This window comes from Serratia sp. NCCP-200, from assembly GCF_059697885.1.
In genome coordinates this window covers 679,586-693,792 of sequence record NZ_BAAKUJ010000002.1, presented here as the reverse complement: position 1 = coordinate 693,792, position 14,207 = coordinate 679,586, and the positions used below count along the sequence as shown (strand labels likewise).

The window sequence follows — 14,207 nt, the reverse complement described above, 5'->3', positions numbered from 1 at the left end:
TTCAAGGTGCAGAGGTGAGAGGAAAGAGGGTTATTGCAGAGACGGTGTGCCGTAATAAAGTTGTGGCACGTTCGGTCCCCTCTCCCTTTGGGAGAGGGCTAGGGTGAGAGGCATTACTGTTTCGGGGTAGTGAGCCGGCGGAATAAGAGGGCGGATAACGCTAATGAAGTGGTCTATTCTAAGGTCATGATACTCTGGCTGTCAGTCGTTTACCCCGCCAGCCAATCAGCATCACTCAGTTAAAGGTAGGATTCGCTTTCCAGACCAGAGCAAAGTTCAATCTTATGCTCTCGCAAAATCTTGCAGCGGAGAAAAAATAGCCGTGAGATGCCAGAAATATACGACTTCACCTGATTTCCACGCATCAGCAACAGGTATTCATCCGGCTGGCATTGGATTTTTTGCCTTGCCACCTGCGCCAGCACATCATCGCTGAATGCCGGATCTGCCCGAACCGTGGAGTACGACATAAATACCGCGCAGTTACCCGATTTACCCAGATAGCTCTCTTGCCGGATACTTGGATTGAAAATATAGAACGCTATGCCAGCCAACACCACACACACAAAGCCCAGCATCCCCCAACCATAGCGCAAGGAAGCACGGGAGAACACCTTGCCCACCACCACGGGTATGGTTTTAGCGGCTAATACCGGCGGTTCGGCACCAAGGATCGGCGTATCCTTATCATCTTCACAAGGCACAACCTGGATTTCGCTGTGCAGCATAAAACCCACCTTGGGAACCGTGACGATCACCTCCTCATCAATTCCCAGCGCCTTGATCACTCTACGTAACTTGCTCACGCACTGGTTAAGATTATTGTTGCTGGAAATCATCCCATAATCATCCCACACCTTTTTGAAGATCACTTCACGGCTCACGGCATCGCCCTGGTGGACAATCAGTAACTGCAGCAAGCGCTTGGATGGGTTGGAGATGGTGACAGTATCGTCAAACAGATCGCTCAAACTCAGCGTTCCGCTATCGACATCGAAGATAATACGGTCATTAAGCTTATATTTCATTATATTCACGACTTTCACTATAAAAACAGACAGCCCAGGCATTAATCGTTAATAAAATCATTTAATTGAAATTAAAAAAAAGCCTTCGTGAACGTTTTTATCGCTAGTAAATAGACCGCGGGTAATTGTCATTAACTGTGGCATTTTTCCCTCTCCCTGGAATAAGAATTTTCTCATGACCAAAACAAAGATTATCGAAACACGCTGATTATTGATATATTGATTCGTTGAATTTCATAAGGTTAGATTTTTATGTTGCTAAAAATAAATTTTTAGCTAAAAAATTCACAAAATGACCTTGTGGAGCCTGTTTTAATGTAAAAATATCGCAGATTTAACCATCTCTAAGATCTTACAGGACTGGGAAAGTAGGTATTTTCGACTAGCGTTGATAACCTTTATCATTTAAATCAATGATTTTAACCTGTCACTCTGCCAGATAACCGCCTTGGCATGACACTGACTTCACATAGCGATAAAACCTGATGTTACTCATACTCATTAGGATGTATATCAGCTCCGCATTAAGGTGAACCCATAAAAATAATTTATTAACTTTTTATAGGTAAATATTATGTAGTAGCGGGCTGACGGTGCCACCTGATGGCACTTGGACGTGATGGAATTATTGCGGCTCAATGCCTGGTTTATCTGCTGTGGCGTCTGTAGCCACGAACTTGGGGCAGCGATAACCACCCCGGTGTTTATCAGATTGGCGGGATTTAAGGTCACTGCACCGCAGTAAGCAACGTAATATTTGCCTGCGTAATCGCCTCACGCGCCGCTTCCGGTAGGTGATCGTCAGTGATGATCACCTCAAAGACCGAAATTGGCAGCGCCAGATAGGTGGCCACCTTGCCATATTTGGAAGTATCACTCAGCAAAATGCGGCGGCGGCTGGCCTCAACGATGGCGTTTTTCACCACCACCTTATCCTCGTTCGGGGTGGATAAACCACGCATACTCCATGAAGAAGCAGAGATAAATGCCAGATCGATAAACAGATTACGTAATGCCTGAGCCGCAGCGGCCCCCACACAGGAACGGTTTTCCCGGCATACCGTACCGCCGGTGTGGATCAGCTTGCACTGGCTATGTTCGAGCAGATAGGCGGCAATAACAAAATCGTTGGTCACCACGGTGATATCGTCACGATCGCCGAGCTGACGAGCCAGGGCCAACGTGGTGGTGCCTGCGTCCAGGTAGATGCAGCTGTTGGCCGGGATCTGCCGCGCGGCCAGTTGCCCAATGGCGGCTTTCTGCTGGCTAAACATCCCTTCCTTATCCTGATGCGAAGGCTCAATCGCCACTCGTTCGGCCGACTGCACACCGCCGGAAACGGGCAGTACGCTGCCCTGCTCTTCCAGTTTTTGCAGATCGCGCCGGATGGTCATGTGTGAGACCCCCAGCCTTTCGGTCAGTTCAGCTATGCTGACTGCGCCGCGCTCGGACACCAGCGCCAAAATTTGTTGGTGGCGTTCAACAGGTATCACGGTTCCCCCTCTGTGACTACGATGATAATAATTGTGATTTTACGTCAATTTTCGTGCGACGGTAGTAAAGCTTTTCAGGCTGTGAAGTCGATCATAATCATAAAAAACATTTAAAAGCATTATGTTAGCAAGCGTAACCGTTTTTTCGACCGTCCGTTGCATTGTTAATAATTGTGAAGGTGATCACCGATATCCGCGTCAATAACGCTTACATTTAACACATCAAAACAAATAATCACTAAAATTAACAGAGGTGCATCATGGCACAACCAGGAAACTACGCAGTTTGTATCGTCGGTTTGGGTTCAATGGGCATGGGCGCGGCAACGTCCTGCATCAATGCCGGGCTGACTACCTATGGCGTCGATCTCAACCCACAGGCACTGGCGACGCTACAGCAAGCCGGTGCCAAACAGGCCGCCACCAGCGCAGCAGACTTTGCAAACGAACTGGATGCGGTGCTGCTGTTGGTGGTTAATGCCAACCAGGTAAAACAGATCCTGTTCGGGGATAACGGCCTGGCGGCACAGCTGAAACCCAATACGCCGGTGATGGTGTCATCCACCATTGCTGCTGCGGATGCCAAGGAGATCGAACAGAAACTGTTAGCGTATAACCTGCCGATGCTGGATGCCCCGGTTTCCGGCGGTGCTGCCAAGGCAGCGGCTGGCCAAATGACCGTGATGGCCTCGGGCAGTGAGAGCACCTTTGCCCAGTTGCAACCGGTGCTGGATGCCGTAGCCGGGAAAGTGTACCGCATCGGCGACGAGATCGGTCTGGGGGCAACGGTCAAGATCATCCATCAATTGTTGGCAGGCGTACACATTGCCGCCGGTGCCGAAGCGATGGCACTGGCCGCACGCGCCGGTATCCCGCTGGACGTAATGTACGATGTGGTAACCAACGCCGCGGGCAATTCCTGGATGTTTGAGAACCGTATGCGCCACGTGGTCGATGGCGACTACTCACCAAAATCTGCGGTAGATATCTTCGTCAAGGATCTTGGGCTGGTGGCCGATACCGCCAAAGCGCTGCACTTCCCGCTGCCATTGGCCTCCACGGCGTTCAACATGTTCACCTCCGCCAGCAACGCAGGTTTCGGCAAGGAAGATGACAGCGCGGTGATCAAGATCTTCGCCGGGATCGAGCTGCCGAAGAATAAGGAGAACTCATAATGTTACTTGGAGTGATTGCAGACGACTTTACCGGTGCCACCGATATCGCCAGCTTCCTGGTAGAAAACGGTTTACCTACGGTCCAGCTCAATGGCGTTCCGCAGGATGATATCCCTGTCGACTCGCAGGCGGTGGTGATCAGCCTAAAATCGCGCTCCTGCCCGGTTGACCAGGCGGTCGAGCAGTCGTTGCAGGCTTTAGCCTGGCTACAGCGCCAGGGTTGCCGCCAGTTCTACTTTAAATACTGTTCCACCTTCGACAGCACAGCCCAGGGCAATATCGGGCCGGTTACTGACGCCTTGCTCGATGCACTTGGCGAACAGCAAACGGTGATTTCCCCTGCGCTACCGGTAAATGGCCGCACGGTCTATCAAGGCTATCTGTTCGTGATGGACCAGCTGCTGTCGGAATCCGGTATGCGCAACCATCCGGTGACGCCAATGACCGACAGTAATCTGATGCGGCTGATGGAGGCCCAGGCCAGCGGGCGTTGCGGGCTGGTCAACGCGGCAGAGATGGATCGTGGCGCCGGTGCAGTGCAGGAAAAACTGCAACAACTGGCACAGCTTGGCGTGCGCTACGTGGTATTGGATACCCTGAACGAACAGCATCTGCTGACACAGGGCGAAGCGCTGAAAACCATGAAGTTGGTCACCGGAGGTTCAGGGCTGGCGATCGGCATTGCCCGCCAATGGGCGCAGCCGGGCCAGGAAAAAGCCCAATCTGCCGGAGCACCACAGGGGAAGAAAGCCGTGGTCCTTTCCGGCTCCTGCTCTACCATGACCAACGAGCAGGTAGCGCGCTACCGCCAACAGGCTCCGGCACAGAGCATTGATGTCTCTCGCTGCATCACAGCCGGCGAACGCAGCGCCTACGCAGCAGAGCTAAGTTCATGGGTAGAACAGCAGGCCGCACAACCACTGGCCCCATTGCTGTACGCCACCGCCGAACCGGAGCAACTGCAAAAAACCCAGCAGCAATACGGCACCGAAGCCGCCAGCCAAGCGGTTGAAGCCCTCTTTGCCGAAGTGGTTAAACGCCTGCAACAACAGGGTTTCAGCCGCTTTATCGTCGCCGGTGGTGAAACCTCTGGCGTGGTCACCCAGGCATTGGGGATCCGCGGCTTCCATATCGGCCCTTGTATTTCTCCAGGCGTGCCTTGGGTACGCGCAATTGAACAACCGGTATCACTGGCCCTGAAATCGGGCAACTTCGGCGATGAAAACTTTTTCGCCAGAGCACAAACGGAGTTTCCAGTATGACGATGACCGCTGACACTGAACGGCTGGCAAGGGAAGAGATGGTGCGCCTGGGGGCTTCGTTCTTCCAGCGCGGCTACGCTACCGGTTCAGCAGGCAACCTTTCGCTGTTGTTGCCAGATGGTACCCTGCTTGCCACCCCCACCGGCTCTTGCCTGGGGGAGTTGCAGGTAGACAAACTGTCGAAAGTCAGCCTGAGCGGTGAATGGATTTCCGGCGACAAGCCCTCGAAAGAGATCAGCTTTCACCGCGCGCTGTACCAGAACAACCCGGCGTGCAAGGCGGTAGTGCACCTGCATTGCACCTATCTGACCGCGCTTTCCTGTCTGCAAGGGCTGGATACGGCAAACGCCATCAAGCCGTTCACCCCTTATGTGGTGATGCGCGTCGGCCAGGTGCCGGTGGTGCCTTACTACCGCCCCGGCGATCTGCGGCTGGCGGAAGATCTGGGTAAGCTGGCCCCAAGCTACAAGGCTTTCCTGTTGGCGAACCACGGCCCCGTGGTCACCGGCGAAAGCCTGCGGGAAGCCGCGAACAATACCGAAGAAATGGAAGATGCGGCCAAGCTGATTTTCACCCTCGGCAACCGCCCAATTCGCTATTTAACCGATGATGAAATTGCCGAGTTACGGAGCTGAACCATGCCAAAATTTGCTGCCAATTTATCAATGATGTTTACCGAGCACTCGTTTCTGGATCGTTTTGATGCCGCTGCGGCGGCCGGATTTAAAGCGGTAGAGTTCCTGTTCCCTTATGATTACCCTGCCGATCTACTGGCGGATAAACTGCAACAAAATGGTCTACAGCAGGTGTTGTTCAATACCGCGCCGGGCGATGTGGGCGCAGGCGAATGGGGGCTGGCAGCATTGCCAGGCCGTGAGCAGGATGCCCGTGCGGATATCGATCGCGCTCTGGAATATGCCATCGCCCTCAAGTGCCCTAGCGTTCACGTGATGGCTGGCGTAGTACCGCCAGGGGAAGATATTGCCCGCTATCGGGAAACCTTTATCAGCAATATCCGTTACGCCGCCGACGCCTTTGCCCCTCACGGCATCAAGGTGTTGATCGAAGCGCTCAGCCCACCTATCAAGCCCAACTACCTGTTCTCTAGCCAGCATCAGGCGGCAGAGCTGGTGGCCGCCATCGATCGCCCGAACGTGTTTATACAGTTCGACTTCTTCCACGCGCAGCTGGTGGACGGCAATATCGGCAATCTGATCGCAACGCTTGCCGGGCGCTATGCCCATATCCAGATCGCCTCGGTGCCAGACCGTAATGAACCCGATGACGGTGAGCTTAATTATCCTTGGCTATTCGCCCGATTGGATGAGGTGGGCTACCAAGGCTGGATCGGTTGTGAATATAAACCTCGTGGAGAAACGACGGCGGGTCTGGGTTGGGTGAAACCTTACCTGTAATCAAGAACTCGTAGCGCCAACACCAGTTTCAATAACATAAAAAATAAACGCACCCGTATCGCCCCAGGGCGATCGCGGTGCCGGACTCTTACCTGAATTAAAGGCTATGCTATGTCTCCAACTATGCTACTGATCATTGCCGTACTGGGTGTCGTACTGCTGCTATTGATGGTCATCAAGGCGAAGGTTCAGCCGTTTGTCGCCCTGCTGGTCGTTAGTCTACTGGTCGCGCTTGCCAGCGGGATCCCAACCGGTGAAGTCATGAAAGTGATGACCGCCGGGATGGGCGGTGTACTCGGCTCGGTGACCATTATCATCGGCCTGGGTGCCATGCTGGGTAGAATGATCGAACATTCGGGCGGCGCAGAATCCCTGGCGCAGCGTTTCAGCAAAGCGCTGGGGCCAAAGCGTACCATTGCCGCGCTAACCAGTGCCGCATTCGTCCTGGGTATTCCGGTGTTTTTCGACGTCGGCTTTATCATCCTGGCCCCGATCATCTATGGCTTTGCCAAAGTGGCTAAAGTCTCACCGTTGAAGTTTGGCTTGCCGATGGCTGGCGTGATGCTGACGGTCCACGTAGCTCTGCCACCTCACCCAGGCCCGGTCGCGGCTGCGGGGCTGTTGAATGCCGATATCGGTTGGTTGACCATTATCGGCCTGGTCATCTGTATCCCGGTGGGCGTTATCGGTTACTTCGCGGCAAAATATCTCAACCGTAAAGCTTACCCCCTCTCCATTGAGGTGTTGGAACAGCTGCAACTGGCAGCCCCTGAGCCAGCACCAGAGGGCAAAGCCCCACTCAGCGATCGGATCAATCCTCCGAGCGCCGGGTTGATTACCGCGCTGATCGTTATTCCTATCGCCATCATTATGCTGGGCACCGTTTCTGCCACCATGCTGCCACCAGGCTCAGCGCTGCGTGATGCCTTGTCATTAATCGGCTCACCGGGCGTAGCGTTAATGATCGCCCTGGTGCTGGCGTTCTATCTGCTTGCTATCCGGCGTGGCTGGAGCCTGCAACACACCAGCGATGTGATGGGAGGAGCGTTACCGACAGCGGCAGTAGTCATTATGGTTACCGGTGCGGGCGGGGTGTTTGGCAAGGTGCTGGTCGAGTCTGGCGTGGGTAAAGCGCTGGCAGATGTGCTGACCACCATTGGCCTACCGTTGATCCCGGCTGCATTTATCATCTCGCTGGCACTGCGTGCCTCGCAGGGATCGGCTACCGTTGCCATTCTGACGACCGGCGGATTGCTGTCCGAAGCGGTTATCGGGCTTAACCCGATGCAGTTGGTGTTGGTCACGCTCGCCACCTGTTTTGGCGGCCTGGGCTTATCGCACGTTAACGACTCCGGCTTCTGGATTGTCACCAAATACCTTGGCCTGTCAGTGGCTGATGGCCTGAAAACCTGGACGGTATTAACCACCCTGCTCGGTTTAAGTGGCTTCGCCTTTACCTGGCTACTGTGGCTGGTAGTGTAACTGCCCGGTATTGCTAGAGCCAAAGCAGTTCGGCTACAGTGGTGAGTATCTTGTGGCGTTGCTCCGGCGACGCCTTTTCCCTTGTTCAGGAAGGAAGCCATGACCACTCACACCGTTGCCCCCACCTTGATCACCGAACGTCTGATCCTGGATGCCCACCGGCTGGAAGATTTTGACGATTTGGCCGCCATGTGGGCCGATCCTGCGGTGGTGCGCTATATCGGCAGCACGCCACGCAACAAGGAGGACAGCTGGGGACGCCTGTTACGCTATATCGGCCATTGGAAATTACTGGGTTACGGCTACTGGGCGGTGCGGGAGAAAAACAGCGGCAGGTATATTGGCGGCATTGGCTTCGCCGATTTTCACCGTGATATTCAACCCGCACTCGATGTCCCCGAAATGGGCTGGACGCTGATCACGGCTGCGCACGGTAAAGGCTATGCCACCGAAGCCTTGAACGCCGCGCTGGTCTGGGCCAAAGAGAATTTCTCACAGGACAAAGTCGTTTGTATCATCTCGCCGGATAACCGCCCTTCGCTTGGCCTGGCGAAAAAAGTCGGCTTTGTGGCAAGCCACCGCAGCGAATACCACCAACTGCCAACGGTGGTGTTATACCGATCGCTCTGAGTCCAAGATATCCTGGATAAAATTATCCCGTAGCGCATCAGGCCGCTGCGGGTTCCACGCCAGCCCAACCTGCCACTGCGTCTGCTCGCCGCTCAACGGCAGAATATCGACCCCAGCCGGGGCAATAAACGCAATGCTTTGTGGCAACAGCGCCACGCCTATCCCCGCCGCCACCAGCGCCAGCAAGGTTTGGATGTCCTCTGCCTGCTGCACCACGTTAGCCCGCAGTCCCTGAGCGGCAATAAAACGCAGCACCTGCTCACTCAACCCTCTGCCACGCGAAGGTTCCAACTGCAACAGAGGAAAACGGTGGAAATCTGCCAACAAGTTCTCCTCCAGCAACGCCATCGTTCGCGGCGCGGCCAGCACCAGCCGATCGTTCAGCAAAGGCAGTGCCTGCAGAGGAGCAACAACGGGCAAACGCACAAAGCCAGCCTGTAGATCGCCACTTAGCAACAATTGGTATTGCCGTTCCGAAGGAAGATCCTCCAGGCCCACCACCACCGTCGGAAAGCGCTGGCGAAAAGCTGCCACCCGTTGCGGGGCCAGATAAAAACTGGAAAGCCCAAAACCCAAGGCCAGACGCCCAGTTTCCCCCTTCACTACCTGCACCGCGTACAGATGAAACTGCTCGTATTGGGTCAATAACTCCCGCGCTCTGGGGAGCAGTGCAGCACCGTTGGCCGTCAGTTGCGCACCTTGGCGGCCCCGTTCAAACAGGCGGGTGCCCAACTGTAGTTCGATGGCTTGAATTTGCTTGCTCAACGCGGGCTGGGTGATGCACAGCCGCTCAGCAGCCAGGTGATAGCGCCCTAGTTCGGCCAAGGCGACAAAGGCTCGTAGTTGACGATTATCCATTCCATTAGGTTATCAAAAGAGGATTTTAATTGATTATACAGTAATCGATACGGCTGCTGTAATTAACGGACAAAAAACCCCACAGGAGCTTGCTATGACCACGACCCTTCGTGCTGCGTCGGTACAATTTCAACACCGCGCCAACGACAAGAACTACAATCTCGGCGTTATGGAAGACTTTATCGCCCAGGCCGCCGCCGATAACGTGCAGGTCCTCGCCTTCCCGGAAATGTGCATTACCGGCTACTGGCACGTACGCCATCTGGCGGACAGCGAAATCACCGCTTTAGCTGAGCCTATCGCCACCAGTCCTTCGCTGGCACGCATCCGCCCACTGGCAGAACGGTACCAGATGGCCATCGGCGTTGGATTGATTGAGCAGGGTGAAGACGGCCAACTGTACAACGCTTATGCAGTTTGCCTGCCGGATGGCCAAACCCATGTGCACCGCAAGCTCCATCCTTTTGAACACCCGCTAATCGCTAAAGGCGATAGTTATACCGTGTTTGACACCCCTTGGGGCGTACGCATGGGGATCCTGATCTGCTGGGACAACAACCTGGTGGAGAACGCCCGTGCCACCACGTTGCTGGGTGCCGATATTCTGTTCGCGCCTCACCAGACCGGGGGGACAAATTCACGCAGCCCGCACGGCATGAAGCCGATACCGCTGGCGCTATGGCAGCAACGTAAAGAAAATCCGACGGCGATCGAAGAGGCTTTTCGTGGCGAAACTGGCCGCGGTTGGCTACTGCGCTGGCTGCCTTCTCGCGCCCATGATAATGGCCTGTTTATTTTGTTCAGCAACGGTGTGGGGCGAGATGATGATGAAGTGCGCACCGGCAATGCGATGCTGCTGGACCCTTATGGCCGTATCCTGTCAGAGACCTGGGCGGCGCAGGACGCCATGGTCACCGCCGATCTGGATCTGAGCTTAATCCCCATGAGCAGCGGGCGGCGTTGGATCCACGGCCGTCGGCCAGAGCTCTATGGGTTGCTGACCGAGCCGCAGGGATATGAGCGCGATCCCCGTACGGCGCGTTTTTCATTGCAACCGACCACGGTATTGGGCAAGCCAAATAAATCGCTGGATTAACACGTTTGTCTGCAGTTTCAATCTGTTACTGGCAAAAAAATCCGCCCCTAAAGGCGGATTTTCATTGAGTATGACCAACAAGGCCACACGCTCATGCCCGAAGGCATGGGGAAATCTTAGAAGCGGTAACCTACGCCCACGTTCCAGGTGCCAACGTCAACGCTGCGGATACGGCTCTGCTCGTAACCCACGTCCAGAGCAACCTGTTGCATTGGGTTGAACTGCAGACCAGCACCGTAGGTGAAGCCGTAGTCGCTGGTGTTGTTGTGGTCAGAACCGTCTTGAGCGTTGGAAGTGAATTTACCATAGCCCACACCGATCACACCGTAGATGCTCGCCCAATCGTTGAAACGATAAGCAGGACCCGCAGTGATGGAGTTGTATTGTGCTTTGTTGTAGAAGCCGTCTTCAGAGTTGTTCTTTTCCAGATGGGTGAAAGAACCGATTACACCCAGTGGGCTGTTGTCGTACTCGTAACGGTACTTCAGGTTGAAACCGCCGGCCTTGTTGGCAACGCCTTGGAGATCGCCCTGGGCATAGCCAGCGGATACGGTGCTTTCACCAGCAAATGCGGTACCTGCTGTTACGGCCAATACACAAGCTGCTACTGCGGAAAGACATGCAATTTTTTTCATAACCACCTCAAACGCGTTTTATTATTAAAGTGCTTCAATTTCTCATACATTGAAAATATAGCAAAAATTAGCGTGAAACTCTGCCTTTAAATGAGTGTCTAAATCTTTGTATCGTGTAACAGAAGATTTCAAGAACACTATAGCATGCTAATTTTCCTATACTTTTCACGAATTATACCCCTTTTTGTGACGCTAATCACCTATCCGAGATCCAGAATACTCTTAAAAAAAGCGCACTTATTGCTTGCTTGAACCAAGTTGGCGCATATTTTTGACAGATTCAACTCGGCCCCCCGTTTTTCGCCAACACCTTGCTGTCAATTCCTTTACACTGTGCAACACCTGTACTCAATACCTCCCCAGACGTTGGGGAGCTCCATAAGGCCAGAAAGGATGTCTTCGTCTGTAACCACTAAAGCGTCTTCCACGCTGGTGCCCGTGTGTTTACTGATCATTGCAATGATCTCGATCCAGAGCGGGGCTTCATTAGCCAAAAGCCTGTTCCCGCTGGTGGGTGCCGAAGGCATCACCACCCTACGCCTGAGCATCGGTACGCTGATCCTGTTTATCATTTTCCGTCCGTGGCGCATGCGTTTCGCCGCCGGTAGCCGGTTGCCATTGCTAATCTATGGTCTGTCACTGGGGGCGATGAACTACCTGTTTTATCTTTCATTACGCACGGTGCCACTGGGCATTGCGGTGGCGCTGGAGTTTACCGGTCCGCTGGCGGTGGCAATGTTCTCTTCCCGCCGCCCGATCGATTTTATCTGGGTGGCGCTGGCGATTGCCGGTTTGTGGTTTCTGCTGCCGCTTGGCCACGACATGGGCAGTATCGACCCTGTTGGGGCAGCCTGTGCGTTGGGTGCCGGTGCCTGCTGGGCGATATACATTATTTTCGGCCAGAAGGCCGGGGGAGATCACGGACCGGGCACCGTAGCCGTGGGGTCATTGATCGCCGCCATCGTATTCTGCCCGATCGGTGCCTGGCAAACCGGCAGTGCGCTGTTGAACGTGGATATTCTACCGGTAGCGTTGGCCGTCGCGGTGCTGTCTACCGCGTTGCCTTACTCGTTGGAAATTATCGCGTTACCCAAGATCCCCGCCCGTACCTTTGGCACCCTGATGAGTCTGGAACCGGCAATGGCCGCCCTTTCCGGCATGATCTTCCTCAACGAACACCTTAACCAAACGCAATGGTTGGCATTGGCCGCTATCATTACCGCCTCGATGGGGGCCACGTTGACCATCAAACCCAAGCCACAGGTTGAAAGCCTCTCGTGAGCCCACTGGCGCCTGGTGGAAAGTCCCCGGCGCCACGCTCAAAAGGTTGCATGATTGCAAGCCAGTTAACTTTTTTCCTGAACAATAATAGACATACTCTCAGCAGGTCTTTTATTTATTAGGGAGCATCAGGATGATCTATGGCAGTTTGTTCAACCCCCGCTTCGGGCGTGGTCTCTCACCCGCTTTAGCCAATATCCTCAATACCGTACGTCAGTATGATTTGCCTAACCTGCCGTTGGGCCGGCACGAGATCGATGGTGATCGGGTGTTTATGAACGTGATGGAGCTGATGACGGAGCCAGCAGAAAGCAAACGCGCCGAGCTTCACCAGGAGTATCTGGATATCCAGATCCTGATCGGCGGTGAAGAGCGGATCGATTTTGGCCTGCCAGACAGTTGGGAAAGTAACGATCTTTACGATGAAAGCAAAGATCTGCAATGGTTGGATATTAAACGCAGCCCGCAAACTCTGAACCTAATGCCGGGCATGTATGTGATCTTCTTCCCATTGGAGCCACACAAACCCGGCTGCCAGATAACGGAACCGAAAAACATCAAGAAAGTGGTGGTGAAAGTCCACTACGAATTGTTGCTTTGACTCCAGAGAGCCGGTCGCTTGACCGGCTTCCCCTCACCGGTCGCTATTCCACCGCAATCGGAGCATCGACCAGTTTAACGTCACGGTCACCTTGCAGCGTTTTTATCTTGTTTTGGTACTCTTTTACTTGTTCAGCATTGTTCAGCAACGTGTAAGTCAGCTCGAAATCGGTACTTTTCCCAGGCTGTAATTGTTTGATTCGCCCCTGCTCACGTTCGATTTTTACCGGATACGCGTAGTTGGTCCCTGGCTCAATCCCGGTAACATAGCCCTGGCGTTCCGTATCCGTGTTTTTCCACAACGTCAAAACCGGTAACTGGTGAGTATCAAAACCAATTGCCACTCCCCGATCCCCTTTCTTGTTGTTCATCATCGCCAGGGTTTTTCCTTGCGAATCACTGTAAGGCACGATGTTGAACACCATCTCATCGAAGCCTTTGGTAGGCCCCTGGTAAGTATGCCAATCTTTCAAACCGCCCTTGGCATAATCATTAAACGGCGAAATCTCCTTGATTGCCGCACTGAACACGGCTCCCTCTTCCAGCAGCGGCTTACCGAAGTTACTGTGATAAATAATCTGATAGTCACGCGGATAATCGGCATGATTGGTTAGACGATCGTGAACCGTAAACTGCTGAGTACCGGGGATGTAACGCAGTTCAGTCCAGGTTTCCAGATTACTTTTCTTAAAGGTATTTTCTTTCAGCAGGCCTCGGATACGGATTTCATACGGCGCTTTTTCAGCAATATCTACCACCACCTTGGAAGCTGGGGTATTTCCTGCACGGCCATGTAGCGTATACAGCGTGCCGTTTTCTACGCCCGGATGCCCGGTCCATTCGTAGCCGCAGCGCACCATCATTTCATTAAAACCGTCAAGCCAGCCCAGCCCATTGCGACTCTCCAGGTTGATATAAGCCGGGTTGACCACCTCGGTTACCGGTGAATCCCACCCCAACCTTACGCCGGAACCGTTGACATGCAGAATATCCATACCGCGCGTTGGGCTAAGGGTGATGGTCAACCCCTCACTGGTCAGGGTAAGGACTTTCGATCCCTCTTGCTTGCCACCATGCAAAACTTGCTGTTGCAAGCTGAAGCGCTGAGCGGGAATTTTCAGCTGTGAGCTGTCAATCCGCCAATTGCCAAGTTCAATACCGTTCTCACTGTCGGTCAATACGATAGTTTGAGCACCGGCATATCCAGAAATCAAAGAGATAGCGAGCGAAAGTACAGTAAGCTTGTTCATTT

General features: G+C 53.7%; 15 protein-coding genes. 10 read left to right on the top strand and 5 right to left on the bottom strand.

Annotated features, from left to right (window positions below; all coding sequences use genetic code 11):
- Nucleotides 1-239: 239 nt before the first annotated feature.
- A complete protein-coding gene (locus tag AC6HVW_RS08575; protein ID WP_071683283.1) occupies nucleotides 240-1,028 on the bottom strand; it encodes a winged helix-turn-helix domain-containing protein in 789 nt (262 codons plus the stop codon).
- Between the two features lie 616 nt (nucleotides 1,029-1,644).
- Here AC6HVW_RS08575 and AC6HVW_RS08570 point away from each other — a divergent pair.
- The gene (locus AC6HVW_RS08570) at nucleotides 1,645-1,773 is read left to right on the top strand and encodes a hypothetical protein (RefSeq protein WP_497569335.1); all 129 of its coding nucleotides are present in this window, start codon (nucleotides 1,645-1,647) and stop codon (nucleotides 1,771-1,773) included.
- On the opposite strand, the gene ygbI is transcribed toward AC6HVW_RS08570, so the two are convergent.
- Nucleotides 1,757-2,521, bottom strand: coding sequence for a DNA-binding transcriptional repressor YgbI (gene ygbI / locus AC6HVW_RS08565; RefSeq protein ID WP_059200279.1), 765 nt, complete (start codon nucleotides 2,519-2,521; stop codon nucleotides 1,757-1,759). The two genes, AC6HVW_RS08570 and ygbI, sit on opposite strands and share 17 nt — an antisense overlap.
- A gap of 260 nt (nucleotides 2,522-2,781) precedes the next feature.
- Here ygbI and ltnD point away from each other — a divergent pair, with 260 nt between their 5' ends.
- The 6 genes from ltnD to AC6HVW_RS08535 all read left to right on the top strand — a co-directional run bounded on the left by ltnD (nucleotide 2,782) and on the right by AC6HVW_RS08535 (nucleotide 8,485).
- Nucleotides 2,782-3,696, top strand: coding sequence for an L-threonate dehydrogenase (gene ltnD, locus AC6HVW_RS08560; protein WP_071683282.1), 915 nt, complete (start codon nucleotides 2,782-2,784; stop codon nucleotides 3,694-3,696).
- Entirely contained in the window at nucleotides 3,696-4,958 is a 1,263-nt protein-coding gene (gene otnK / locus AC6HVW_RS08555; RefSeq protein WP_081367096.1) for a 3-oxo-tetronate kinase, read from the top strand. Before ltnD ends, otnK begins: the two co-directional genes overlap by 1 nt.
- 2 nt (nucleotides 4,959-4,960) lie before the next feature.
- Complete coding sequence (gene otnC, locus AC6HVW_RS08550; RefSeq protein ID WP_137751238.1) at nucleotides 4,961-5,593, top strand: 3-oxo-tetronate 4-phosphate decarboxylase; 633 nt, start codon at nucleotides 4,961-4,963, stop codon at nucleotides 5,591-5,593.
- 3 nt (nucleotides 5,594-5,596) lie between these two features.
- On the top strand, nucleotides 5,597-6,373 hold the full coding sequence (locus AC6HVW_RS08545; protein ID WP_059200276.1) for an HPr family phosphocarrier protein: 777 nt from the start codon (nucleotides 5,597-5,599) through the stop codon (nucleotides 6,371-6,373).
- 111 nt (nucleotides 6,374-6,484) lie between these two features.
- Nucleotides 6,485-7,855, top strand: coding sequence for a GntP family transporter (locus AC6HVW_RS08540; RefSeq protein ID WP_071683280.1), 1,371 nt, complete (start codon nucleotides 6,485-6,487; stop codon nucleotides 7,853-7,855).
- Nucleotides 7,856-7,954: 99 nt separating this feature from the next.
- Nucleotides 7,955-8,485: a GNAT family N-acetyltransferase gene (locus AC6HVW_RS08535; RefSeq protein WP_071683279.1), complete on the top strand. Its 531-nt coding sequence runs from the start codon at nucleotides 7,955-7,957 to the stop codon at nucleotides 8,483-8,485.
- On the opposite strand, the gene AC6HVW_RS08530 is transcribed toward AC6HVW_RS08535, so the two are convergent.
- Nucleotides 8,468-9,343, bottom strand: a complete 876-nt coding sequence (locus tag AC6HVW_RS08530; protein ID WP_071683278.1) for a LysR family transcriptional regulator — start codon at nucleotides 9,341-9,343, stop codon at nucleotides 8,468-8,470. The two genes, AC6HVW_RS08535 and AC6HVW_RS08530, sit on opposite strands and share 18 nt — an antisense overlap.
- A gap of 94 nt (nucleotides 9,344-9,437) precedes the next feature.
- Here AC6HVW_RS08530 and AC6HVW_RS08525 point away from each other — a divergent pair, with 94 nt between their 5' ends.
- Complete coding sequence (locus AC6HVW_RS08525) at nucleotides 9,438-10,439, top strand: nitrilase family protein (protein ID WP_071683277.1); 1,002 nt, start codon at nucleotides 9,438-9,440, stop codon at nucleotides 10,437-10,439.
- A 116-nt stretch (nucleotides 10,440-10,555) separates the two neighbouring features.
- Here AC6HVW_RS08525 and ompX read toward each other — a convergent pair whose 3' ends face one another.
- Nucleotides 10,556-11,074 (bottom strand): outer membrane protein OmpX, encoded by a 519-nt coding sequence (ompX, locus tag AC6HVW_RS08520; RefSeq protein WP_024484558.1) that lies wholly within the window; start codon nucleotides 11,072-11,074, stop codon nucleotides 10,556-10,558.
- Between the two features lie 393 nt (nucleotides 11,075-11,467).
- Between ompX and rhtA the strand changes: the two genes are divergently transcribed.
- Together rhtA and nanQ are read left to right on the top strand one after the other, a co-directional pair.
- Complete coding sequence (rhtA, locus tag AC6HVW_RS08515) at nucleotides 11,468-12,355, top strand: threonine/homoserine exporter RhtA (protein ID WP_065686855.1); 888 nt, start codon at nucleotides 11,468-11,470, stop codon at nucleotides 12,353-12,355.
- A 133-nt stretch (nucleotides 12,356-12,488) separates the two neighbouring features.
- Complete coding sequence (gene nanQ, locus AC6HVW_RS08510; protein WP_071683276.1) at nucleotides 12,489-12,956, top strand: N-acetylneuraminate anomerase; 468 nt, start codon at nucleotides 12,489-12,491, stop codon at nucleotides 12,954-12,956.
- 43 nt (nucleotides 12,957-12,999) lie between these two features.
- On the opposite strand, the gene AC6HVW_RS08505 is transcribed toward nanQ, so the two are convergent.
- The gene (locus AC6HVW_RS08505; RefSeq protein ID WP_071683275.1) at nucleotides 13,000-14,205 is read right to left on the bottom strand and encodes an aldose 1-epimerase family protein; all 1,206 of its coding nucleotides are present in this window, start codon (nucleotides 14,203-14,205) and stop codon (nucleotides 13,000-13,002) included.
- Nucleotides 14,206-14,207 lie beyond the last annotated feature (2 nt).

Coding starts and splice junctions, on each gene's coding strand:
- AC6HVW_RS08535 (WP_071683279.1), top strand. CDS start 7,955: ATGACCACTCACACCGTTGCCCCCACCTTGATCACCGAACGTCTGATC.
- nanQ (WP_071683276.1), top strand. CDS start 12,489: ATGATCTATGGCAGTTTGTTCAACCCCCGCTTCGGGCGTGGTCTCTCA.
- otnC (WP_137751238.1), top strand. CDS start 4,961: ATGACCGCTGACACTGAACGGCTGGCAAGGGAAGAGATGGTGCGCCTG.
- AC6HVW_RS08545 (WP_059200276.1), top strand. CDS start 5,597: ATGCCAAAATTTGCTGCCAATTTATCAATGATGTTTACCGAGCACTCG.
- AC6HVW_RS08525 (WP_071683277.1), top strand. CDS start 9,438: ATGACCACGACCCTTCGTGCTGCGTCGGTACAATTTCAACACCGCGCC.
- ompX (WP_024484558.1), bottom strand. CDS start 11,074: ATGAAAAAAATTGCATGTCTTTCCGCAGTAGCAGCTTGTGTATTGGCC.
- rhtA (WP_065686855.1), top strand. CDS start 11,468: ATGTCTTCGTCTGTAACCACTAAAGCGTCTTCCACGCTGGTGCCCGTG.
- AC6HVW_RS08540 (WP_071683280.1), top strand. CDS start 6,485: ATGTCTCCAACTATGCTACTGATCATTGCCGTACTGGGTGTCGTACTG.
- AC6HVW_RS08575 (WP_071683283.1), bottom strand. CDS start 1,028: ATGAAATATAAGCTTAATGACCGTATTATCTTCGATGTCGATAGCGGA.
- otnK (WP_081367096.1), top strand. CDS start 3,696: ATGTTACTTGGAGTGATTGCAGACGACTTTACCGGTGCCACCGATATC.
- AC6HVW_RS08505 (WP_071683275.1), bottom strand. CDS start 14,205: ATGAACAAGCTTACTGTACTTTCGCTCGCTATCTCTTTGATTTCTGGA.
- AC6HVW_RS08530 (WP_071683278.1), bottom strand. CDS start 9,343: ATGGATAATCGTCAACTACGAGCCTTTGTCGCCTTGGCCGAACTAGGG.
- ltnD (WP_071683282.1), top strand. CDS start 2,782: ATGGCACAACCAGGAAACTACGCAGTTTGTATCGTCGGTTTGGGTTCA.